General features: G+C 70.1%; 21 protein-coding genes and 2 tRNA genes. 16 read left to right on the top strand and 7 right to left on the bottom strand.

Annotated features, from left to right (window positions below; all coding sequences use genetic code 11):
• Positions 1–125 precede the first annotated feature (125 nt).
• Positions 126–1,007: a hypothetical protein gene (locus A0130_02850; GenBank protein ID ANF30760.1), complete on the bottom strand. Its 882-nt coding sequence runs from the start codon at positions 1,005–1,007 to the stop codon at positions 126–128.
• 120 nt (positions 1,008–1,127) lie between these two features.
• Positions 1,128–1,634: a hypothetical protein gene (locus tag A0130_02845; protein ANF33264.1), complete on the bottom strand. Its 507-nt coding sequence runs from the start codon at positions 1,632–1,634 to the stop codon at positions 1,128–1,130.
• A gap of 54 nt (positions 1,635–1,688) precedes the next feature.
• On the opposite strand from A0130_02845, the gene A0130_02840 reads away from it, so the two are divergent.
• The 11 genes from A0130_02840 (at position 1,689) to A0130_02790 (ending at position 15,206) form a co-directional block, all read left to right on the top strand.
• On the top strand, positions 1,689–2,879 hold the full coding sequence (locus A0130_02840; protein ANF30759.1) for a tRNA-dihydrouridine synthase: 1,191 nt from the start codon (positions 1,689–1,691) through the stop codon (positions 2,877–2,879).
• Positions 2,869–4,191, top strand: coding sequence for a deoxyguanosinetriphosphate triphosphohydrolase (locus A0130_02835; GenBank protein ANF30758.1), 1,323 nt, complete (start codon positions 2,869–2,871; stop codon positions 4,189–4,191). The genes A0130_02840 and A0130_02835 overlap by 11 nt, the downstream gene beginning before the upstream one ends.
• Before the next feature lie 73 nt (positions 4,192–4,264).
• Positions 4,265–5,500 (top strand): hypothetical protein, encoded by a 1,236-nt coding sequence (locus A0130_02830; GenBank protein ID ANF30757.1) that lies wholly within the window; start codon positions 4,265–4,267, stop codon positions 5,498–5,500.
• Positions 5,501–5,547: 47 nt separating this feature from the next.
• Complete coding sequence (locus A0130_02825) at positions 5,548–7,401, top strand: DNA primase (GenBank protein ID ANF30756.1); 1,854 nt, start codon at positions 5,548–5,550, stop codon at positions 7,399–7,401.
• Between the two features lie 166 nt (positions 7,402–7,567).
• The gene (locus A0130_02820; GenBank protein ID ANF30755.1) at positions 7,568–9,196 is read left to right on the top strand and encodes a peptide ABC transporter substrate-binding protein; all 1,629 of its coding nucleotides are present in this window, start codon (positions 7,568–7,570) and stop codon (positions 9,194–9,196) included.
• Between the two features lie 95 nt (positions 9,197–9,291).
• Complete coding sequence (locus A0130_02815) at positions 9,292–10,389, top strand: peptide ABC transporter permease (protein ID ANF30754.1); 1,098 nt, start codon at positions 9,292–9,294, stop codon at positions 10,387–10,389.
• A gap of 1 nt (position 10,390) precedes the next feature.
• Positions 10,391–11,461, top strand: a complete 1,071-nt coding sequence (locus A0130_02810; GenBank protein ID ANF30753.1) for a peptide ABC transporter permease — start codon at positions 10,391–10,393, stop codon at positions 11,459–11,461.
• Positions 11,458–13,146 (top strand): glutathione ABC transporter ATP-binding protein, encoded by a 1,689-nt coding sequence (locus tag A0130_02805; protein ANF30752.1) that lies wholly within the window; start codon positions 11,458–11,460, stop codon positions 13,144–13,146. Before A0130_02810 ends, A0130_02805 begins: the two co-directional genes overlap by 4 nt.
• A 10-nt stretch (positions 13,147–13,156) precedes the next feature.
• Positions 13,157–14,044 carry an oligopeptide transporter gene (locus A0130_02800; GenBank protein ANF30751.1) on the top strand — a complete coding sequence of 296 codons (888 nt, stop codon included), beginning with the start codon at positions 13,157–13,159 and terminating at the stop codon, positions 14,042–14,044.
• Positions 14,041–15,054, top strand: coding sequence for a hydroxyacid dehydrogenase (locus A0130_02795; protein ANF30750.1), 1,014 nt, complete (start codon positions 14,041–14,043; stop codon positions 15,052–15,054). The genes A0130_02800 and A0130_02795 overlap by 4 nt, the downstream gene beginning before the upstream one ends.
• A 79-nt stretch (positions 15,055–15,133) precedes the next feature.
• Positions 15,134–15,206: transfer RNA gene (locus tag A0130_02790), tRNA-Asn, on the top strand.
• 46 nt (positions 15,207–15,252) lie between these two features.
• Here A0130_02790 and A0130_02785 read toward each other — a convergent pair.
• From A0130_02785 to A0130_02775, 3 genes are all read right to left on the bottom strand, one after another.
• Entirely contained in the window at positions 15,253–15,915 is a 663-nt protein-coding gene (locus tag A0130_02785) for a DNA-binding response regulator (protein ID ANF30749.1), read from the bottom strand.
• The gene (locus A0130_02780; GenBank protein ANF30748.1) at positions 15,912–17,153 is read right to left on the bottom strand and encodes a hypothetical protein; all 1,242 of its coding nucleotides are present in this window, start codon (positions 17,151–17,153) and stop codon (positions 15,912–15,914) included. The genes A0130_02785 and A0130_02780 overlap by 4 nt, the downstream gene beginning before the upstream one ends.
• Before the next feature lie 105 nt (positions 17,154–17,258).
• Entirely contained in the window at positions 17,259–17,459 is a 201-nt protein-coding gene (locus tag A0130_02775) for a hypothetical protein (GenBank protein ID ANF30747.1), read from the bottom strand.
• Positions 17,460–17,632: 173 nt separating this feature from the next.
• On the opposite strand from A0130_02775, the gene A0130_02770 reads away from it, so the two are divergent.
• Together A0130_02770 and A0130_02765 are read left to right on the top strand one after the other, a co-directional pair.
• On the top strand, positions 17,633–17,956 hold the full coding sequence (locus tag A0130_02770) for a hypothetical protein (protein ANF30746.1): 324 nt from the start codon (positions 17,633–17,635) through the stop codon (positions 17,954–17,956).
• 80 nt (positions 17,957–18,036) lie between these two features.
• Entirely contained in the window at positions 18,037–18,912 is an 876-nt protein-coding gene (locus tag A0130_02765) for a hypothetical protein (protein ID ANF30745.1), read from the top strand.
• Positions 18,913–18,923: 11 nt separating this feature from the next.
• Here A0130_02765 and A0130_02760 read toward each other — a convergent pair whose 3' ends face one another.
• Entirely contained in the window at positions 18,924–19,490 is a 567-nt protein-coding gene (locus tag A0130_02760; GenBank protein ID ANF30744.1) for a peptide deformylase, read from the bottom strand.
• Positions 19,491–19,531: 41 nt separating this feature from the next.
• Between A0130_02760 and A0130_02755 the strand changes: the two genes are divergently transcribed.
• The 3 genes from A0130_02755 (at position 19,532) to A0130_02745 (ending at position 22,113) form a co-directional block, all read left to right on the top strand.
• Positions 19,532–20,497, top strand: coding sequence for a multidrug DMT transporter permease (locus A0130_02755; GenBank protein ANF30743.1), 966 nt, complete (start codon positions 19,532–19,534; stop codon positions 20,495–20,497).
• 92 nt (positions 20,498–20,589) lie between these two features.
• Positions 20,590–21,843 (top strand): glucosyl transferase, encoded by a 1,254-nt coding sequence (locus A0130_02750; GenBank protein ANF30742.1) that lies wholly within the window; start codon positions 20,590–20,592, stop codon positions 21,841–21,843.
• 195 nt (positions 21,844–22,038) lie between these two features.
• A tRNA-Met gene (locus A0130_02745) sits at positions 22,039–22,113 on the top strand.
• Between the two features lie 5 nt (positions 22,114–22,118).
• Here the strand turns inward: A0130_02745 and A0130_02740 are convergent.
• Positions 22,119–22,922, bottom strand: coding sequence for a hypothetical protein (locus A0130_02740; GenBank protein ANF30741.1), 804 nt, complete (start codon positions 22,920–22,922; stop codon positions 22,119–22,121).
• Positions 22,923–23,114 lie beyond the last annotated feature (192 nt).

The following is a 23,114-nucleotide window of genomic DNA, read 5'->3' as shown; positions in this document are numbered from 1 at the left end:
CGCGCCCGTCCCTCATCCCGCTCGGCGCCGCCGCCGCCGTCTGCGACGGCGACACCTGCGCCCTCCCGTAGCCGTCTAGTTGACGCAACACGCCGCACGGCGGAGTGCCGCGACGGCGTGTCGCGTCAACCACAGCGCAGGGCGAAACGTGTGCGGCTGACGGCCTCGGCAGCGCCGTCGGCGAGGTGCGTCCGGTTGATGCGCACCACGGTCCATCCGAGGGATTGGATCCGCCACAGCCGATCGATGTCGATGAAGTATTGGCGATCCTCCGTCCGGTGATGGTCGCCGTCGTACTCCACCACCACGCGCGCTTCCGGATAGACGAGATCACCGTGCGCGACGATACGGCCCCCACTGTCCGCTATGCCGTAGTTCACCAGCGGTTCTGGGAGCCCGGCGTCGACCAGGGCCAGACGGATCACCGTCTCCATCGGCGAGTCGGTATTCGGCCGAACCCGGCCCATCGCACCACGGAGGACCGGTACACCCGGCCTGTCGACGCACCGCTGAACCGCGCGTTCCATCTCTGCGATGGTCGTCAGTGGCGACTTCCGACGGACGAGGGCATCGCCGCACACGGTGAGGTCGGCCTCATCGAGCGCCCCGGCGAGCTGGCACCATGTTTCGATCGGCCCCACCACGGGTAGTCCGGCCACGACGTCGATCTCGTCCAGACGGAGGCGGATCTGGTGCCCACGAACTCCTGTGTGGCGTGAAGCGCGTGTCGGGGCCAGGGAGGACACGTGCAGTGTCGGGTCACGGGCGAGTCTCGGTGGTAACGGCAGGCCGTGAATCAGCGCGGCGGTCGCATGGCTGAACGCCATCCGTGAGGACATCGCGGGGAGGAATGCATGGCAACGGCCTACGAGGTCGTCAGCCGTGTGCGTGGCGCGCACGCCGAAGTGCGGCGCCACCAGGTCCGCTCGGCGGAGCCGCTGGCGCGATACGCCCAATCGCTGGGCCGTCGTCGTGTGGAAGTTGTCGCCGAGTCGCGCGTCGTGCATCCGGCCACCCTGCCACCTCCGCACCCACTGCGCCGGTGACTCTCCACAGTCCCTCCGTCTGGTTGACGCAACACGCCGCGTGAAGACAAGCGCGCGAGGCGTGTTGCGTCAACTAGACGCTTATTCGGGGTCGGTGATGTCGGCGACGGTGGCGCCGTAGGCGGCGATGAGGGCGTCGGCGTCGACGAAGAGCGAGTAGCCGTGCTCGCCAGCGCCCATCGAGACCGTCCGTCCCGGGATGGTCGCGTCGGCGACGACGGGCCATGCGGTCGTGCTGCCGAAGGGGGTGATGGTGCCGCGCTCGTAGCCGGTGGCGGAGAGGGCGACCGACGCGTCCGGCAGCTGCAGCTTGTTGACGCCGAGGACGCCGCGCAGTTTCGGCCAGGCGATCTTGCGGCCGCCGGGCACCAGCGCGAACACGAACGTGTCGTCGCTGCGCTTGACGACCAGCGTCTTGACGATGTCCGACGGCTGCAGACCGAGCAGAGACGCCGCCTCCTGCAGGCTGCGGGCGGCCGGGCGCTCGACGATGCGGATGTCGACACCGCGTGCCGCCGCATCCGCGCTCACACGTTCGCGGCCGGGCGGAAGTTCTCCACCGACGGGCGAAGTGGATGAGTTGTCCACCGATTCCGAGCTCTCGGCCATGGCTCAGCACGCTTTCTGGGAGAATCGAATGAGATGTCTACCACTGCCACCCTAAGCCACGCCCCTCAGCTGACCATCGGTCCGCTGGGGCTCGACGTGCCCGTCGTCCTGGCGCCGATGGCCGGGATCACGAACACCGCCTTCCGGAGGCTGTGCCGCGAGTTCGGCGCAGGCCTGTACGTGAGCGAGATGATCACCTCGCGCGCCCTTGTCGAACGCACGCCCGAATCCCTGCGCCTAATCACCCACCACGAGTCCGAGACGCCGCGCTCCATCCAGCTCTACGGCGTCGATCCGGTCACCGTGCGCGAGGCCGTCACGATGCTCGTCGCGGAGGACCGCGCCGACCACATCGACCTCAACTTCGGCTGCCCGGTGCCCAAGGTCACGCGCAAGGGCGGGGGAGCGGCGCTTCCCTGGAAGCTCGGCCTGTTCCGCGAGATCGTCGAGGGCGCCGTGAAGGCGGCGGGCGACATCCCGCTGACCATCAAGATGCGCAAGGGCATCGACAGCGACCACCTCACCTACCTCGAGGCGGGCCGCATCGCCGAGGGCGCGGGCGTCGCGTCCATGGCCCTGCACGCGCGCACCGCCGCCGAGTTCTACTCGGGGCACGCCGACTGGTCGGCCATCGCGAAGCTGAAAGAGACGATCACCTCGACGCCGGTGCTCGGCAACGGCGACATCTGGTCGGCGGCCGACGCGATCCGGATGGTGGAAGAGACAGGATGCGACGGTGTCGTCGTCGGCCGCGGCTGCCTCGGACGCCCGTGGCTCTTCGGCGACCTCGCCGCAGCCTTCCGTGCGAAGGCCGGCGAGATCAGCGCGGTCGAGGCCGAGGCGGCGCAGGCGCACCCGACGCTGGGCCAGGTGGCGCAGACGTTCCGCCGGCACGCCGAGCTGCTGGTCGAGTTCTTCGAGAGCGAGGAGCGCGGCTGCCGCGACATCCGCAAGCACGTCGCCTGGTACTTCAAGGGCTACCCCGTGGGCGGCGACCTCCGGGCGAGCCTCGCCACGGTCGACACCCTGCAGCACCTCGACGACCTGCTCGCGACGCTCGACTGGGACCAGGAGTACCCGGGCGAGGCGGCCGAGGGCCAGCGCGGGCGAGCGGGCTCGCCGAAACGGCCCGCGCTGCCGGACGGCTGGCTGCAGAGCCGAGACCTCGACGGCGCCCAGCGCGCCGAGGTCGCCGACGCGGAGGTGCACAACAGTGGTGGATGACGTGGCGGCGACCACCCGCAACGACGCCGAGCGCGGGGGCGGTGCAGAGCGGGACGCCCGTGCGGCGGCCGCCGACGGCTACACCGAGTACGACAGCGAGCGCTGGCTGCCCGAGCACCACTCCAACCGCCGCAGCGACTTCGCGCGCGACCGCGCACGCCTGCTGCACTCCAGCGCCCTGCGCCGGCTGGCGGCAAAGACGCAGGTGCTCAGCCCCACCGCGGGCCTCGACTTCGCCCGCAACCGGCTGACGCACTCCCTCGAGGTCGCGCAGGTCGGCCGCGAGCTCGCCAACAGCCTCGGGCTCGACCCCGACATCGTCGACACCGCCTGCCTCGCCCACGACATCGGCCACCCGCCGTTCGGGCACAACGGCGAGCGCGCGCTCAATTCGTGGGCAGAGGACATCGGCGGCTTCGAGGGCAACGCGCAGACGCTCCGGCTGCTCACCCGCTTGGAGCCGAAGGTGTTCGGACGCGACGGACGTCCGTACGGCCTCAACCTGACCCGCGCCAGCCTCGACGCGAGCTGCAAGTACCCGTGGCCCGCGTCGTCGTCGGTGCCCGACCCGAGCGGCCGCGCCAAGTTCGGCTTCTACGACGACGACCACGCCGTCTTCGAGTGGATGCGCGCCGGCGCGCCCGAGCGCCAGCGGTGCATCGAGGCCCAGGTCATGGACCTCTCCGACGATATCGCCTACTCGGTGCACGACTTCGAGGACGCCGTGGTCAACGGCTACATCGACGTCGCCGCGCTCGGCAGCCGCGTCGACCACGAAGACCTCGTGCAGTCGATGCACGAGTGGGTCGGCGGTGAGGTCAGCCACCAGGAGCTGATCGAGGCGTTCGACCGGCTCGACTCGATGGACATCTGGCTGGACGGCTGGGACGGTTCGCGCCGCTCGCAGGCGCGCCTGAAGAACCTGACTAGCCAGCTGATCGGCCGGTTCGCCCACGCCGCTGTCCACGCGACGAAGGAGTCGGCGGGTCGGTCCGACCTCATCCGCTTCGGCGCCGACGTCGTCGTGCCGCTCGGGATCCGCGCCGAGATCGCAGTGCTCAAGGGCATCGTCGCGACGTTCGTCATGTCACGGAACACGCGGCAGCCGATCTACGCGCAGCAGCGGCAGATTCTGACGACGCTGGCCGACCTGCTGTACCAGCGGGGCCCGGCGGAGCTCGACCCGGGGTTCGCCGAGGACTGGCGCGACGCCGAGACCGACGCGCAGCGCCGGCGAGTGGTCGTCGACCAGGTCGCCAGCCTCACGGACCAGTCCGCACTCAGCTGGTACGAACGACTGGTTCAGCACTGACGCTCGGACGACCGGGCTTGAATACGGCCGCTCCGTGCAGAATGCTGGGGGGCAGGCCCTCAGGAGGAGACGCATGAGCACCCCACTACCGCCGTCGGACGACGACCGCCCCGCCGGTGGCGAGTCGCCGGAGGCGACCCCGGCCCCGCCGGAGAAGCCCCGCCGCACATCGCGCGCGTCGACCGGAACGGGTGCCGGGCGCACGACCGCCTCCCGCTCGACGACGCGGAAGCCGGCGTCGACGGCAGCGGGTGAGGAGACGGTGGCTGCCGACGGTGCCGCGGCATCCGAGACGACCGCTCCCCAGGCGGCGACCGCCAAGCCGGCCACCGCACGCAAGACCACGGGCTCGAAGAGCGCCGGCACCACCGCCGGCGGGGCCGCCAAGAAGCCGGCTGCGCCGCGCACGCGTCGCACCACGGTGAAGCCGGCGCCTATCGCCCCCGAGGGTGAAGCGCCCGACATCATGGATGCGACCCTCGGCGCGCGCGAGCCGCTGGCCGGGCGCTCCCGGGCGGCTGCGATGCCCGCCGATACGTCGACGTCGCCGGCCGAGCCGCCGGCGGAGACGGAGATCGCGGCGACGAAGCGCCTCCCCACCGCGGAAGAGGTCTACGCGGGCGCGCCTGCGGCCGGCGACGCCGAGGGCGCCGCCACGGCGTCCGCGGTGGCGTCGGACGAGACCATCGCGCCGCCCGAGCCGGTCACGGCACGCACGGAGTCGACCGAACGGCTCGAGACGTCCGAACCGGTCGAGCCGATCGCGGCGACGGGTCCCGACGTGTCCGGATTCGACACGGCACCCGACGCATCGCCGGCGCCGGGGGCTGGCCGCGAATCGACAGTCCCGGCGGCCACAACGGCCACCGCGAGCACTGAGCGGCTGGAGCCGGTACCGGAGGCCGCGCCCCACTCCACCGGCGACACCGCCCAGCCCAGCACGGCCCATCCCGGCGCCCACGGCCGCACCGTGAACGACCTCGCCGATCGGCTCGACGACTCCCGGTTCTTCTCGTCGCTCTTCGACTTCACGTTCACCAACTACGTCACGCGCAAGCTGGCCGGACCGGTGTACGTGGTGGGCCTCGTCCTCATCGGGCTCGGGATCGTCGTCGGCTTCGCCAACTCGCTGACCTCCGCGATCGCGACGCACGCTCCGATCGGGGCGTTCGTGTTCCTGTTCGGCGTGCTGATCACCCTGGTGGGAGCGATGCTGGCGGTGCTCCTGCTGCGCGTCGGCATCGAGGTGTTCTGCGCCATCATCGAGATCGCCCAGAACACACGACGTCGCCGCCCACCGAACGAGTAATCCACAGGCCGCCGTGAGCGTCGGTCCGGCTTACTAGAATCGAGAGCATGGCCGGCCGGATTCGACAGAGCGACATCGAAGAGGTCAAGGCCCGCACCAACATCGCCGACATCGTCGGCGACTACGTCAGCCTCAAGACCGGCGGTGTCGGCGCGCTCAAGGGTCTCTGCCCGTTCCACGACGAGAAGAGCCCCAGCTTCTACGTACGCCCGGGCGTCGGCCGGTACCACTGCTTCGGCTGCGGCGAGGGCGGCGACGTCTACGAGTTCCTCCTCAAGATGGACCACGTGTCCTTCACCGACGCCGTCGAGCGCCTCGCCGGGCGGATCGGCTACCAGCTCCACTACGAGGAGGGCGGCGGCGGACCATCGGAGGGCTCGGGCAACCGCGCCCGCCTGCTGGCGGCCAATTCGGCCGCCGAGGAGTTCTTCCGCGACCGGCTGTCCGCCCCGGACGCGGATCCCGGCCGCCGATTCCTCGGGGAGCGCGGCTTCGACGCGAACGCCGCGGCCCACTTCGGCGTCGGCTTCGCCCCGAAGAGCTGGGACGAGCTCACCAAGCACCTGCGCGGCAAGGGCTTCACGCAGGACGAACTGCTCGCCGCCGGCCTGGTCTCCCAGGGCGACCGCGGCGTGTACGACCGCTTCCGCGGCCGGCTGATCTGGCCGATCCGGGATGTGACGGGCCAGACCATCGGTTTCGGCGCCCGCCGCCTGCTCGACGACGACAAGGGTCCGAAGTACCTCAACACCCCCGAGACCGCCGTCTACAAGAAGGCACAGGTGCTCTACGGCCTCGACCTCGCCAAGCGCGACATCTCCCGCCAGGATCAGGTGGTCGTCGTCGAGGGGTACACCGATGTCATGGCCTGCCACCTCGCGGGTATCACGACCGCCGTCGCGACCTGCGGCACCTCGTTCGGCGTCGACCACATCAAGGTGATCCGCCGGGTGATGGGCGACGACAGCAGCCAGGGCTCCGTCATCTTCACCTTCGACCCGGATGCGGCGGGCCAGAAGGCCGCGACCCGCGCCTTCGGCGAGGAGCAGCGCTTCTCCGCCCAGACCTATGTCGCCGTCGGCCCGGACGGCCTCGACCCGTGCGACCTCCGGCTCGCGAAGGGCGACGACGCCGTCCGGCGGATGATCGACTCCCGCAAGCCGATGTACGAGTTCATGATCCGCCAGGTGGTCGAGCGCTTCGACCTCGACTCGGTGGAGGGGCGCATGGCCGCCCTGCGCGCCGGCGCTCCGATCGTCGCGACCATCCGCGATCCCGCCTCGCAGAGCGGCTACACCCGCGAGCTGGCCCGCCTCTCCGGTGCGGAGCTGCAGGATGCGACGCGAGCCGTCCGCGCGGCCCAGCGCGGCGGCGGCCAGCGCGGCGGCGACTCCCGTGAGCGCACGCCGTCGACTGCAGACACGGCCCGCGAGCAGGCGCGCCCGCTGCCGCAGGCCGACCTCGCCGATCCCACCCAGCGCACCGAGCGCGAGAGCCTCATGGTGCTCCTGCAGCTCCCGGGCGAGGTGGGCCCCGAGCGCGCGGCCCGCGCCGTCCAGGTCCCGTTCGTGAACCCGACCCACGCCGTGGTCCGCGACGCCATCGCGAGCCAGCTCCCCACGCTGACGCAGCCGGGCTGGGTGGATCGCGTGCTCGCCGAAGTGCCCCAGGCCTACGCCCCGACGGTCAACGCCCTCGCCGTCGCGGCCCTCCCGCAGGACGGCGACACCGGACGCTACGCCCGCTCGATCGTCGACGGACTCATCGACCGCGATCTGCTCCGCGAGAAGGCCGAGCTGACCTCGCGCCTCGGCCGCACCGAGGACCCGGAGCTGCGACGGCAGATCTCGATCGCCATGGTCGCGATCGAGTCCGAACGGCGGCGTCTCCGCGGCGAGTAGGTTCCCGCGCTCTTTTGTTGCGCTTGTGTGAAGATCGCGCCCGGATCCGCATTCGAATGCATGTTCCACGAGGATTCCGTGCTAGGAAAGTTCTCACGCGAACGGCGATCACGCACGCCTGCAACGACGCCGCCGCGCATCCCACACCAGGAAGAGGTACTCGGATATGACATCCGCACACAACGGTGGACGGCGCCTGCTCGCCGTATCCGCCGCGTTCGCGGCCGCGGCACTGGTGCTCGCCGGCTGCTCGGGCAGCAACAACGGATCCGGCGGCGGTGGCGGTGCGATCACCGTCGGCACGACCGACAAGATCACGTCGATCGACCCGGCGGGCTCGTACGACAACGGCTCCTTCGCCGTGATGAACCAGGTCTACCCGTTCCTGCTCAACAGCCCCTACGGCAGCCCGGACGTCAAGCCGGACATCGCCGAGAGCGCCGACTTCACGTCGCCGACCGAGTTCACGGTCAAGCTCAAGCCGGGCCTGAAGTTCGCGAACGGCCACGACCTGACCTCGTCGGATGTGAAGTTCACCTTCGACCGCCAGATCAAGATCAACGACCCCAACGGCCCCGCGTCGCTGCTCGCCAACCTCGACAGCGTCTCGACGCCGGACAAGACGACGGTCGTCTTCAAGCTCAAGGTCCCGAACGACCAGACCTTCGCCCAGGTGCTCTCGAGCCCGGCCGGTCCGATCGTCGACGAGCAGGTCTTCTCGGCCGACAAGGTCACGCCGGACAACACGATCGTGAAGGGCCACCCCTTCGCCGGTCAGTACGACATCACGAGCTACGACTTCAACAACCTCATCGCGTACAAGGCGTTCGACGGCTACAAGGGCATCCTCGGCAAGCCGGCGACGCAGAAGGTCAACGTCAAGTACTACGCCGAGTCCTCGAACCTGAAGCTCGACATCCAGAAGAACGCGATCGACGTGGCCTTCCGCAGCCTCTCGGCCACCGACATCGCGAGCCTCGAGGGCAACAACAAGGTCAAGGTCGTCAAGGGCCCGGGTGGCGAGATCCGCTACATCGTGTTCAACTTCAACACCCAGCCGTTCGGCGCCACCACCTCTGAGGCGGACCCGAAGAAGGCCCTCGCGGTGCGCCAGGCGGCGGCCGACCTCGTCGACCGCGCGGCCATCGCCGACCAGGTCTACAAGGGCACCTACACCCCGCTGTACTCCTACGTCCCGGACGGCCTGACCGGCGCCACCAAGGTGCTCAAGGACCTCTACGGCGACGGCAACGGCGGCCCCAGCCTCGACAAGGCGAAGGCGGCCCTGCAGGCGGCCGGCGTGACCACGCCCGTGTCGCTGAACCTCCAGTACAACCCGGACCACTACGGCCCGTCCTCCGGTGACGAGTACGCGCTGGTCAAGGAGCAGCTGGAGAACGGCGGCCTGTTCAAGGTCAACCTGCAGTCGACCGAGTGGGTGCAGTACTCGAAGGACCGCACCAAGGACACGTACCCGGCCTACCAGCTCGGCTGGTTCCCGGACTACTCCGACGCGGACAACTACCTGTCGCCGTTCTTCATCAAGGACAACTTCCTGGCGAACCACTACGACAACGCCGAGGTCCAGGACCTCATCGCGAAGCAGGCGGGCACGACCGACAAGGCCGAGCGCACCAAGCTGATCGAGGAGATCCAGGCCAAGGTGGGCGCCGACCTCAGCACGCTGCCGCTGCTGCAGGGCTCGCAGGTCGCTGTCGTCGCCAAGGGCGTGTCGGGCGCGGACAAGACGCTCGACGCCTCCTTCAAGTTCCGTTACGGGGCGCTTTCGAAGTAACCTCGGCGACGAGCGACACGCTCTGAGCTGAACCGGGGGGTGGCTCGCTGACGCAGCGAGCCACCCCCTCTCCACGACCACCACGATTGGCTTCCATGACAGCGACTGTCAGCACCGCCGACGCCGGGACGACCCCCGGCCCCGAGCGGACCAGGGCGAAGCGGCGCTCCGGAGGCGGCCTCGGCCGCTACCTCCTGATCCGCGCTCTCCTGATCATCCCCACCATCTTCATCCTGGTCACCGTCGTCTTCTTTCTGATGCGGTCGACCGGCGACCCCATCACCGCGTCGCTCGGCGGCAAACTGCCGCCCGCGCAGCTCGCGGAGCGGGTGCACGAGGCCGGCTACGACCGGCCGATCATCGTCCAGTACTTCGAGTACCTCGGCCAACTGCTGCGCGGCGACTTCGGCACGACCTTCACCGACAACCAGCCGGTCACGCAGGTGCTCATCCACTACGGCGCCGCCACGCTGGAGCTCGCCTTCTACGCTCTCATCGTCGCCTTCATCGTCGGCATCCCGCTCGGGCTGATCGCCGCGTATTACCGCGACAAGGCCCAGGATGCGACCCTGCGCATCTTCGCCATCCTCTTCTACGCCACGCCCGTGTTCTTCGTCGGCCTGGTGCTGAAGCTGATCTTCTCGATCTGGCTGGGGTGGCTCCCGGTGTCCGGGCGAGCGTCCACCGGTTCGGAACTGGAGATGCAGACGCTCGACAACAAGACAGGCATCTACTTGATCGACGCGTTCCAGACCGGGGACCCGGACGTCATCGGCGACGTGCTGCTCCACGCGATCCTGCCGGGCATCGCACTCGGCCTGCTGACGGCGGGCATCTTCCTGCGTCTCGTCCGCACGAACGTCATCGGGACGCTGTCGACGGACTACGTGGATGCGGCGCGCTCGCGCGGCGTGCCCGAGTCGCGGCTGCTCCGCAAGCACGCCTACCGGCCGGCCCTCATCCCGATCATCACGGTCATCGGCCTGCAGATCGCGCTGCTGCTCGGCGGCGCGGTGCTGACCGAGTCGACGTTCGAGTGGAAGGGCCTCGGCTTCCAGCTGGTGCACTACCTGCAGGCGCGCGACTTCGTCGCGGTGCAGGGCATGGTGGTGCTGCTCGCGGTGATCGTCACCCTGACCAACTTCGTGGTCGACGTCATCGCGGCCCTCATCGACCCGAGAGTGAGGTACTGAGATGTCGAACGCAGCACTCACCTCCCGCAAGCGTTCCCTCTGGGACCGCCTGCCGATCGTCCATCAGCTCCGTCAGAGCGTCGGGCTGCAGCGCGGGATGCTCGTCGTGGGCCTCGTGCTCACGGTCGTGTTCATCCTGGTCGCCGTCTTCGCCCCGCTGATCGCACCCTACGGTTTCGCCCAGAGCAAGGCCGACGGAAAATCGTTCGGCGCGCAGCAGCCGCCGAGCGCCGCGCACATCTGGGGCACCACCTCCGGCGGCTACGACGTGTTCTCGCGGGTGATCTGGGGAGCGCAGACCGCGATCCTCGTGATCATCGTCGCCGTCATCCTGTCGATCTTCATCGGCGTACTGCTCGGTCTCGTCTCCGGCTACTTCGGCGGCTGGTTGGACCGCGTGCTCGTCGTGGTCTGCGACGCGATCTACGCGTTCCCGTCCCTGCTGCTGGCGATCGTCGTTGCCATCGCCATCAGCGGCGGCCAGTCGAGTCTGTGGGGCGGCATCTTCGCCGCCGCGATCTCGATCACGGTGGTCTACATCCCGCAGTACTTCCGGGTCATCCGCTCCGAGGTGGTCCGCATCAAGGCCGAGGCGTACGTCGAGGCGGCGAAGGTCGTCGGGGCGAGCAACGGGCGGATCATGTTCCGTCACGTCCTGCGCAACTCGACCCGCACCCTGCCGCTGATCTTCACGCTCAACTCGTCGGAGGCCATCCTGACCCTCGCGGGCCTCGGCTTCCTCGGCTTCGGCATCGAGCCGACGGCCGCCGCGGAGTGGGGCTACGACCTCAACAAGGCCGTGGACGACGTGACCTCCGGCATCTGGTGGACCGCCATCTACCCGGGTCTCGCGATCGTGCTGGCCGTCCTCGGCATCACGCTCGTCGGCGAGAGCCTCAACGACCTGGCCGACCCGCGCCTGCGCGGTCGCCGTCGCGCCGCGGTCGCGTCGGGTCAGGTCGCCGAGACGTCCGTCGTCCCGGGCGGTCCGCTGACCGCGGGTCCCGGGGGAGTCGACGGACTCGAGGGCGGGGAATCATTCGACCAGCACGGAATCGAGGTGCGTCCATGAGCGACGTGGTGAAGATCGACGACCTCTCGGTGAGCTTCGCCACCGACTCCGGCGTCGTCAAGGCGGTCGACGGCGTGAGCCTGAACGTCGCCCCGGGCGAGGTCCTCGCGATCGTCGGCGAGTCCGGCTCGGGCAAGACGGTCACCGCCAAGACCATCCTCGGACTCCTGCCGGAGACCGCGACGGCGTCCGGCGCGGTCATCCTGCGCAGCAAGGACGGCGCGTCCCAGGCGGACATCGTCTCCATCGACAAGCGCACGCTGCGCGAGGTGCGCGGCACCGACGTGGCCATGGTGTTCCAGGAGCCGTCAACCGCCCTCAACCCCGTCTATCCGGTCGGCTGGCAGATCGCCGAGGGCCTGCGCGCCCACGGCAAGCTGTCGAAGAAGGAGGCGCAGGCGAAGGCGATCGAGATCCTCGAGCGGGTCGGCATCCCGGAGCCGGAGAAGCGGGTCAAATACTACCCGCACCAGTTCTCGGGCGGGCAGAAGCAGCGCATCGTCATCGCGATGGCGCTCGTGCTGAACCCCGGGCTGATCGTCGCCGACGAGCCGACCACGGCGCTGGACGTGACCGTGCAGGCCGAGATCCTCGACCTGCTGCGCCGCTGCCGCGACGAGTTCGGCGCCGCCATCGTGCTGATCACGCACAACATGGGCGTGGTCGCCGACCTGGCCGACCGCGTCGCCGTGATGTACCAGGGCAAGCTCGTGGAGCAGGCCGACGTGCGCACGCTGTTCGCGTCGCCGAAAGCGGAGTACACGCAGAAGCTGCTCGCCGCCGTCCCGAAGATCGGACAGGGCGCCGTCGCGACGCAGGAGCGCGCCATCGCCCGCGCCGAGCGCCCGCAGCTGGCGCCGGTCGTGCGAGCGCGCGACCTGCGCATCCAGTACCCGGGCCGTCTCGGCCGCCCGGGGTTCGTCGCCGTGGACGGCGTCTCGTTCGAGATCCGCCCGGGCGAGGTGCTCGGCCTGGTGGGCGAGTCCGGCTCCGGCAAGACCACGATCGGGCGCGCGATCGCCGGCCTCAACAAGGTGACCGGCGGATCGCTCGAGGTGCTCGGGGTCGAGATGAACGGCGTCCGCGAGCGGCAGTTCCGCGGCGTGCGCAGCGACATCGGGTTCGTGTTCCAGGATCCGGCGTCCAGCTTCAACCCGCTGCTGACCATCGCCGAGTGCGTGGCCGAGCCGTTGGTGGTGCACGGACGCGCGTCGTCGCCGGCCGAGGCGCGCAAGCGCGTGTACGAGCTGCTGGAGGCGGTGCAGCTGCCGCGCGCGTACGGGGACCGCTTCCCGCACGAGCTGTCCGGCGGCCAGCGCCAGCGCGCCAGCCTCGCACGAGCGCTCGCTCTGGAGCCGACCCTCCTCATCGCGGACGAGCCGACCTCGGCGCTCGACGTCTCGGTTCAGGCCCGCGTGCTGGAACTGTTCTCCGACCTGCAGGGGGAGTTCGGCTTCGCGTCGCTGTTCATCAGCCACGACCTCGCGGTGGTCGACCTGCTCGCCGACCGGATCGCGGTGCTGCATCGCGGCCGCCTGGTCGAGGAGGGCACGGGCGCGGAGGTCCTCGGCAACCCGCGCGAGCCGTACACGCAGCGGCTGCTCGCATCCCTCCCGGTCCCGGATCCGGCCGAACAGGCCGACCGGCGGGAGGAACTGCGGAGGTTGAGCGCGCCGACCGCTTAGGGTCGATGGTGTGAGTTCCGAGCCCGCCATCGTCGTCAGCGACCTTTCGGTCGAATACCCCGCGCGGGGCCCCAGCACATCGTGCGTGGCCCTGCGCGGGGTGAGCTTCCGTCTCGAGCGGGGGCAGGTGCTGGGGGTGCTCGGCGAGACCGGCTCCGGCAAGAGCACTCTCGCGCAGGTGCTCGCCGGGCATGTGCTCCCGGCGCGTGCCTCCGACCCAGGGCCGCGCATCAGCGGCGGCGAGGCGTCGGTGCTGGGGCACAAGCTCCGCAAGGCCCGCAAGCGCGACCTGGCCGAGGTGACCTTCCACGTCGGCTACCTGCCGCAGGAGGCCGCGGCGACGCTGGAGCCGTCGCTCAGCGTCCAGGACAACGTCGCGCTGCCGATCTTCGAGCGCGACGCGCACTACCCGAAGCGGGCCGCGGGAGCGCGCGCCGCGACGATGCTCGACACCGTCCACCTGCCGCTCTCGGTGCTGAACAAGTACCCGTACGAGTTGAGCTCGGGCCAGCGGCAGCGCGTGGCGCTCGCCCGGGCGCTCGTGCTCGGCCCGAGCATCCTGATCGCGGACGAGCCGACGGCCGGGATCGACGCGACCGTCCGGGACGCGGTGATCGACCTGCTCTCCCAGCTGCGGACGCACGCGGACTTCTCGGCGGTCGTGGTCAGCCACGACCTCGCCGTGCTGCGGCGCGCCACGGACACCTCGCTGGTGCTGCAGGCCGGCCGCCCGGTCGGCTACGGGCCCATCGAGGAGGTGCTCGCCGATCCCGCGCATCCGTTCGTCGCCGGCCTCGCGAAGGCCCTCAACCCGCCGCAGCAGCGCACGGAGCGGCGGCCCCAGCGAGCGGCGGCCCGCCGGGCTGCGCAGAAGGACGGACGAGGAGAGACCGCATGAGCACCGACGAGACCGCTGGCGCCCCGCGGCACCGCGCCGTCCTGGCGGACGAGGTGACCGCCCTCCCGGCGGACCGCCGCCCCGAGTCCGGCCCGATCGCCGTGCTGCCGGAGCCGGAGCAGCAGTTCGTGGATGCCGTCGAGGCGGCCGGCGGCACGGTCGAGCCGCTGTCCGACCGCACGCGCGGTGTGGTCTGGCTGTCGAACAAGGATGCGGCGGCGTTCCCGCCGGTTCTGGAGGCGCATCCCGGCATCGGCTGGGTGCAGCTCCCGTTCGCCGGGGTGGATGCCTTCGCGGGCATCCTCGCCTCGGAGGACCGCCCCGGGCTCGTCTGGACCAGCGCGAAGGGCGCATACGCCCAGCCGGTCGCCGAGCACGCGCTCGTGCTGAGCCTGGCCCTGCTGCGTGTCATCCCGAAGCGGGTCCGCGCACGGTCGTGGGCCACCGAGCCGGAGGGGCGCTCGCTCTACGGCCTCGACGTGGTGATCGTCGGCGCCGGCGGCATCGCGCTGGAGCTGATGCGGCTGCTGGAGCCGTTCGGCGCCCGCGTGACCATCGTCCGCCGCTCGTCCGCTCCGGTACCGGGTGCTGTCCGCACGGTGACCGCATCCCAGCTGGGGGAGGTGCTGCCCTCGGCCGACCTCGTCGTCGTCGCCGCGGCGCTCACCGAGGGCACGCGGCACCTGTTCGGCGCCACGGAGCTCGCGGCGATGAAGGACACGGCGTATCTCGTGAACATCGCCCGCGGCGGCCTCGTGGACACGGACGCCCTGCTCGACGCGCTGCGGTCGGGCTCGATCGCCGGTGCGGGGCTGGATGTGACCGACCCCGAGCCGCTGCCGGACGGACATCCGCTCTGGGACGAGCCGACCGTCATCATCACTCCGCACCAGGCGGACACCCCCGAGATGACGGCGCCGTTGCTGGCGGAGCGCATCCGGCAGAACGTGCGGGCGTTCCTCGACGACGGGCGTTTCGTCGGCGTCGTGGACCCGTCGGCGGGCTACTGAGCGGCGACGCACCCGGGCCGCCCGGCCGATTTCACGAGCAGCCGGGAAGCTTGCTAGAGTAGCTTCGCTGATCAAGCATTCCTCGATAGCTCAATTGGCAGAGCAGCCGGCTGTTAACCGGCAGGTTCTTGGTTCGAGTCCAAGTCGGGGAGCGTCTGGCCCTCACCTTCGGGTGGGGGCCTTTTCGTTTGCGCGGGGCTACTGCCAGCCGGGCTGCACCAGACCGGTCTCGTAGGCGAGGACGACGAGGTGGACGCGGTCGCGCGCGTCGAGCTTGGTCATGATGCGCGAGACGTGCGTCTTCGCGGTGAGCGGGCTGAGGTAGAGCCGCTCGCCGATCTCGGTGTTCGTCAGTCCGTGCGCCACCAGCGCCAGGACCTCGCGCTCGCGCTCCGTCAGCTGCGCCAGCTGTGCGGAGTCGGGCGCGGGGCGCAGGCCGCCCGAGACGCGTTCGATGAGGCGGCGGGTCACGCCGGGGGAAAGCAGCGCATCCCCCGCCGCGACCACCCGCACCGCGCGGATGAGCTCGACCGGCTCCGTGTCCTTCACCAGGAAGCCGCTCGCGCCGGCGACGATCCCCTGGGCGACGTACTCGTCCAGCTCGAACGTCGTCACGATCACGATCCGCGTGCCGGCCAGCTCCGGGTCGGCCACGATCTCCTCGGTCGCCCACAGGCCGTCGCCGTCGGGCATCCGGATGTCCATGAGCACGACGTCGGGATGCGTCCGCCGCACCAGCTCGACCGCCTCGCGTCCCGTGCCGGCCTCGCCGACCACCTCCACGTCGTCCTCCGACTCCAGCAGCGCCCGGAAGCCCGCACGGACCAGCAGCTGGTCGTCGGCCACCAGCACGCGGATCACGAGGCGGCCGCCTCGGCCACCGGGGTGACGGGGATGCGCGCCTCCACGATCAGCCCGCCGCCCTCGGGCGTGCGCGTCTCGAACCGGCCGCCGAGCAGCTCCGCGCGTTCGCGCATCCCGAGCATGCCCCTGCCGCCGCCGTCCGAGCCGGGGCCCTGCGACTCGGCGAGCCCTCGTCCGTCGTCCTGGACGGTGAGCACGTACCAGCCGTCGGCCTCGTCCAGCTGGATGGCGACCCGCGTCGCCTGCGCGTGCCGACCGATGTTGGTGAGCGACTCCTGCACGATCCGGTACAGGGCGAGCTGCGCGGCGGCCGACGGGGTGGACGCGATCCTGTTCGCATAGTCGATGCGCAGTCCCGCGCGCTGGTACGTCTCCACCAACACCGGGATGCGCGCCAGGTCAGGCTCGGGGGAGCGTTCGGCGTAGCCGTCCGGCCCGCGGAGGAATCCGAGGACCCCGCGCACCTCCTCCAGCGCCTGGCTGCTCGTCGTCTTGATCGCCTCGAGGCTCTCGCGCGCCTTCTCCGGCCGCGAGTCGAACAGGTGCAGCCCGACGCCGGCCTGGACGCTGATCTGCGACAGCGAGTGCGCCAGCACGTCGTGCAGCTCCCGGGCGATGCGGAGCCGCTCGGCCTCGGCGGCGGCCTCGCGACGCGCGGCGACGGCGCGCGCGACCTCCCGATAGCGCTCACCGCGGTTGCGCAGCGCCTCGCCGACGCCGACGAGGAGGCACAGGATGAGCGCGACGATGAGTGGCCGGATCATGGCCGCAGGGTTCCCGCGCAGCAGGTAGGCCGCGGCGGGCCCCACGACGGCGAAGCCCGCGAGCGTCCACCACGCCCAGACGCGTGCTCCGCGCACGACGGCGCTCACCACGGCGAACGCCAGCGGCACCACGGAGAACGGCGGCCCGGTCGTGATCGCGATGGCGGGGGCGCAGAGCGCGGCGATCACCACGACGGTGAGCCCGGGATGACGGCGGGCGAGCAGCAGCACGAAGGAGGCCGCGAACGCGAGCAGCGCGAAACCGAGCGCCAGCGGATCGGCCGCGGCGTTGCTCCCGGCGATCGCGATCGCGGGCAGCTGGAGCAGCGCGGCGAGCACTGCCGCGAACCAGCGCACTCCCTGCGGCGGCGTCCGGTCGGACCACGGCCCGCGCGTCCAGCTCTCCGGACCCGGGTGCGCGTTCACCGGGCGCGCGCCCTCGCCTCGATCGGCGGGCGGAGTCCAGGGCATCTCCTCATGCTAATCACGCGGCAAGGGGCACACATCCGCCGTGGGTTGTCTCACGGCGCCTGCGGGGCTACTCCCCGGGGAGTACGCGGCGCGCGCCCGGCCAGCTCACGGGTTGTTCTGCGCGTTGAAGCCGTCGTCGTCCCGGTGGTGGCCGAAGAGGCCGCCGAACCCCGGGCCGCCGAGCGCCGTCAGCCCGGCCTCGCGTTCCTCCGACGCCCGGATCTCGGCATCGTCGTTCTCGTACTCGCTCAGCTCCTCGTCCGGCTCCTCGTCCGGAGAGTCGTGGCGTCCGTCCTCGTGCTCCATGGGCGCATCGTACGTCGCCCGGGCCGCCTCCCGGCAGAGGGCATTCCCGGTCGCCGCCTGCTCCCGGCGGAGTAGCGCGGGTCGCTCCCTGCGGCGGATTCGCGAACGCCCCGTCGCGACGAGGCTGACAGTGACGTCCGCGACAGGCGCGGACCACACCGATTGGACACATCATGCTCAGCACACTGGCCACCGCCGTCGCCGCAGCGCCCTGCGTCGTCGCGTACGGACCGCCGTTCGTCGGCTGGTGGTGGATCTTCATCCCGATCTTCTGGATCCTCGTCTTCGTGCTCCTGTTCGGCCTCCTCGGCCGGCGCTGGCGGCGCGCGGCCGCGGAACGCGGAGGGTACGGCGGCTACGGCCCCTGGGGACCGCGAGGCGCGACCCGCTCCGCCGAGCAGACCCTCGCCCAGCGCTACGCGAACGGCGACATCGACGAGCAGGAGTACCGCGCCCGCCTCGAGGTGCTGCGCGCGAACCGCGACAGCACCGCCTGATCCGCACGAAGAGACGACCCTCGCGCGGCCCCGGTACGATCGACGGGGCCGCGCGAGCGTGCGGCCGGAAGGAGCACGGGATGGACGCCGCCGCAGTGATCGCCGCGATCGCGGTGGTCGCCGCCCTGATCCTCCTCGTGCTGTGGCTCACCGAACGCGCCCGGCACCGCCGGCTGCGCGACGCCCGCCAGGAGTCCGAGTGGGACCGCATCGACCGTGAGCTCGACCTCGCCGAGCAGGCCGGTCGCTTCCGGATCATCGGCGACCTGGGCGACGTCGCCATCCAGTCCGTGTCGCGGCTGGTGTCGCAGGCCGAGGGCGTGCGGTACGCCGCCGACGCCGACCCCGCCGCGGCCGTCCGGTCCGCCGGCGCGCTCGAGACGTCCGCCCGCGATGCGCTTGGCGACCTGCGCCGGCTGCAGGCGGTCGCGCGCGAGGCCCAGGACGCGTCCCTCCCGCAGCCGAGCCTCCATTCCGCACGCGACCTGTTCCGGGTGCTGCGGGATGCCGGACTCGCGGTCTCCTTCACCGAGACGGGGGAGCGGTTCGAACTGCGGCAGGGCGCCGAGCTGGCCGTGTTCCGCATCCTGCAGACCAGCCTGGAGAACGCCCTCAAGCACGGCGGCCCGGGCACCAACGCGTCCGTGGCCTTCGCCTGGACGGCAGACGGCCTCCAGGTCAGCGTCGAGGACGACGGCATCCGCGCCGCCGCACGGCGCCTGGGGCTCGACCGCGACGGCGTCGACCAGGCGACCGCCTACTCCATCACCGACGACGTGCGCGCGCTGACCGAGCACTACGAGGGTGCGGGCATCATCGAGATGCGCGATCGCGCCGCGCTGTTCGGGGGCACGCTGCACGCCCAGACCGTGCCGGGCGTCGGCTTCACGTTGTCGGTCGTGTTCCCCGCGCTGCGCCACCACAACGGCGTGCACGGAGTCGACCTGCGCCGCTAGGGCGCGGCGGCTCAGTCCTCGAGGTGGTCGCGGCCGGGCAGCCAGCTCAGCCCGGGGACGCCCCAGCTGTTCTTGCGCTGGACCTTCTGCGCCGACTTGCCGAACGTATGCGTCAGCCGGTCCACGTAGAGCACGCCGTCGAGGTGGTCGTACTCGTGCTGGAAGATACGGGCGAGCCAGCCCTCGGCGCGGACCTCGTAGTCGTTCCCCTCGAGGTCGGTCGCCTGCAGGATGGCGCGGTCGGACCGGCGGAGCGGGAAGCGCTCGCCCGGGAACGAGAGGCAGCCCTCGGACTCGGTGTCCTCATCCAGCTCGCCCACCGCGGCCGGACTGAGCCAGAGCGTCGGGTTGATCGCGACGCCGCGGTGCTGGACGTCGTCGTCGTCGGTCCAGCCGTACACGAAGAGGCGGAGCGGCACGCCCACCTGCGGGCCGGCCAGCCCGACGCCGGGCGCCTCGTCCATCGTCTCGAACATGTCAGCGACCAGGGTGCGCAGCTCGTCGTCGATCTGCTCGATCGGGCGGGCGGGGGAGTGGAGGACGGGGTCACCGGTGATCCGGATCGGGAGGACGGCCATTCGGCAAGACTATCCGGATCATTCCCGGTAGGGTCGTTCAGGTGGGTACGGAACTGATGGACGCGTTCGACCTGTCGTATCAGCCCAGCCAGCTCCTGGGCATCCCGGTCGCGCTCGTCGGTGCCGTCTTCCTCTCCGTCGGAGCCCAGCTGCAGCACCACGGCGTCGCCAAGGTCGAGGCGACCGCCGGCCACGCCGAGAGCGGCCTGAACGTGCGCCAACTCGGTCTGCTGCTCGCTCGCCCGTCCTGGGTCATCGGGACGCTGCTGCTCGGCCTCGCCATCGTCTTCCAGCTCGTCAGCCTGAAGCTGTCGCCGATCATTCTCGTGCAGCCGCTCGGCGTCGTCGGGCTCGTCATCACGAGCATCCTGAACGCCCGGGTCAGCGGGGTGAAGCTCAATCACCAGTCGGTGATCGCCGTGACCCTCTGCGTCAGCGGCGTCGGCGCGTTCGTGCTGCTGGCCGCCGTCTTCGCGCGCGACCTGCCGGTGACGAGCCGTGCGCTGGTCGTCATCCTCATCATCCTGGCCGTCGTGCTGATCGCCTTCGGGCTCCTGTTCGCCTTCCTGCGGCACCGGTTCAAGGCGATCATGTACATCGTCGGCGCCGGGGTGCTCTACGGTTTCGTCGCCACGCTCGCGAAGGTCGCCATCGACCGCATCTCGAACCAGGAGTGGGACTGGCTGCTCGTCGCCTGCATCGTGGCCCTCCTGCTGGCCGCCGTGCTCGGCGCGTACTTCGTCCAGAACGCCTACTCGTCCGGTCCTCCGGACCTCGTGATCGCGGGTCTGACGGTCATCGACCCGCTGGTCGCGGTCACCATCGGCATCGTCGTCCTCAACGAGGCCGCGGGGGCTCCGTGGTGGGCGATGGTCGGTTTCGCGATCACCGGCGCGGTCGCCATCCTGGGCGTGTTCCAGCTCGCGAAGTACCACCCGCAGTCGGCGTCGGACGCGCCGGTCGCCGACCGCATTGCGGACGTGGCGGGCGAAAGCCGCCTAGACTAGGCCGTTGAATCGACCGGGCCCACCTGCAGCCCGGACCGCGAGCGCTGTGCCCGTTCGCCATCCGAATACTTCGACCGTAGGGAACGAACCACGTGCCTGATACGAGCGGACCGCATCACACCCCGCCCGCCCCGGCAGCCAAGAAGCCGCTGACCATCGTCATGGGTTGCGACACCTTCGCCCCCGACGTCAACGGAGCGGCGCGCTTCGCCGAGCGCCTCGCCGCCGGCCTGGTCGAGCGCGGCCACGACGTCCACATCGTCGCTCCGGCGGCCAGCCGCAAGCACGGCACCTGGATCGAGGAGCACGAGGGCCAGAAGATGACGGCCCACCGCCTGCGCAGCTGGCGCTGGTACCCGCACGACTGGCTCCGCTTCGCCCTGCCGTGGATGAGCAAGGCGAACGCCCGCCGCATCCTCGACGAGGTCAAGCCGGACGTCGTCCACTTCCAGTCGCACATCGTGGTCGGCCGCGGGCTCGCGTACGAGGCGCAGAAGCGCGGCATCCGCATCGTCGCCACCAACCACGTCATGCCCGAGAACATCATGGAGTTCACGGTCATCCCCAAGTTCCTGCAGAAGGCGCTCATCGCGATCGAGTGGCGCGACGCCCGCAAGAGCTTCGACCGCGCCGAGGCCGTCACGACGCCCACGCGCAAGGCCGCCGACTTCCTCGAGAACGCCACCGGCCTGCGCGGAGTGCACGCGATCTCCTGCGGCATCGAGGCGCAGAACTACACGCCCGACTTCACCCCGCGCACGGCGAACCGCATCCTGTTCGTGGGCCGCGTCACCGGCGAGAAGCACATCGACGTGCTCCTCAACGCCATCAAGCTGCTCCCCGCCGACCTGGATGCGCGCCTGCAGATCGTCGGCGGCGGCGACCAGCTGAAGAACCTGCAGTCGCTGGCCGAGACCCTCGGGATCGCTGACCGCGTCGAGTTCCTCGGCTACGTGAGCGACCAGGAGCTGCGGGAGGCGTACACGCGCGCGACGATCTTCGCGATGCCGTCGATCGCCGAGCTGCAGTCCATCGCGACCATGGAGGCGATGGCCTCGGGCCTGCCGGTCGTCGCCGCGAACGCCATGGCGCTGCCGCACCTGGTGCACGACGGCGAGAACGGGCACCTGTTCCGCCCGGGCGACGCGCAGGACCTCGCGGACAAGCTGGAGAGCGTCCTCCGCCTGCCGCAGGACGAGCTCGACGTGCTCAAGCGAGCCTCGCTCCGCATCGTGGCCGCGCACGACATCCAGACGACGATCAGCACCTTCGAGAGCCTGTATCGTGGTGAGCCGGTGGCCGACCCGGTGACGGACGCGGCCTCCAGCGTGCCCGCCCCGGAGTGACGGGCCCGGCACGCTCGGGGCGGTAGCTCAGCTGGTCAGAGCAGGGAACTCATAACTCTCTGGATCAAGAGTCACATCCCAGTGTTTTAGCGGAATTTCTGGCCGCAGGGTACACGCAAGGGTACACATGGTGCCCGGAAAGCGTCCCTTTGGCCGGGATCAGCGGTGTCCGTCCTGTAGGGTAAAAACCGCTTCGGGGTCTTAGCTCAGCAGGTTAGAGCAGCCAGCTCATAACTGGTCAGGTCCAGGGTTCGAGTCCCTGAGGCCCCACGGATTTAGTCTGCGTAATCCAGACGTAGAGCGCGAAGATTCTGCTGCTCGGCAGTGATCGAGGGACCCAGGTCGTAGGTAACGAAAGTGACACTCGCGGCGAACGGCACCAGGTCGAGGGCATAGGAGATGATCTCGTTGTCGGCGATCGCAAACGGGACGTGCCCGAGTGGGCGCGCTTGGAGGAACCCGTAGATGCCGTGCCACGAGCTGTCGATTTCTGATCGTTGCACACCACCATCGAAGAGCGAGCCCAGTAGCTTCTGAGCCCGACGCGCCTCCGTCTTGAGGAGTTTGTCCCCACCGTGCATCTTCTGAGCGACCGTCTTGTGGCGATCGATCTCATCAAGGGTTACTGAGGCGAACGCGAGAGCTATCCCTCCTGACGGACGCCTCGCCTGCTCCAGCCACTTGGGAGCCAGGTCTGCCAGTTCGGCGCGGTCGGGGTGCTCTTCGAGTACGCCAGTGTCAATCACCAGCGCATGTAGCCGGTGGTCAGCGAAGGCGCCTTCGGGCACCTGGTACGCCCATCGCGCAATCTCTTCTTGAAGGTCAGTGATTTCGTTTGTCAGGGTTTCCACCCGGCGCTCGAGCTCGTTGTCGAGCCGCTGGTGCGTCCAGCCGAAGGCTGCGAGGTTTGAGTCGCTGAACTGCTGGAAGGTCGGACCCAGCACCAGGCGATCTACTTCTGCGGGGCTGTAGTACTTCAACAACGAGGCTTCCGCTTCGACCGCGGTACGCAAGTAGGAGTCGTATCGCTCCTGAACGTTTGCGATGCGCTGCGCGTACTCGAATCGCCCCAGGGCCATACGAAGCGCGTCCACGGCTTTAGCTGGGTTGCTGTCAGCGCGCAGTGATGTCACGATTGCCCCCTTTGCCGGCCTGACGTGAACCTATCAGCAAGAATCGCCGCATTTACGTTGTTGAACGGTTGAGCTTGGGGGCTTTCAACCGGAGCGACAGCCGACGTTGACTGCCGCGCATAGGGGTAGAGACGGGCC

This window comes from Leifsonia xyli (genome assembly GCA_001647635.1).
GTDB lineage: Bacteria > Actinomycetota > Actinomycetes > Actinomycetales > Microbacteriaceae > Leifsonia > Leifsonia xyli_A.
The sequence above is the reverse complement of the archived record's forward strand: the minus strand, read 5'-3'. Positions and strand labels throughout refer to the sequence as shown.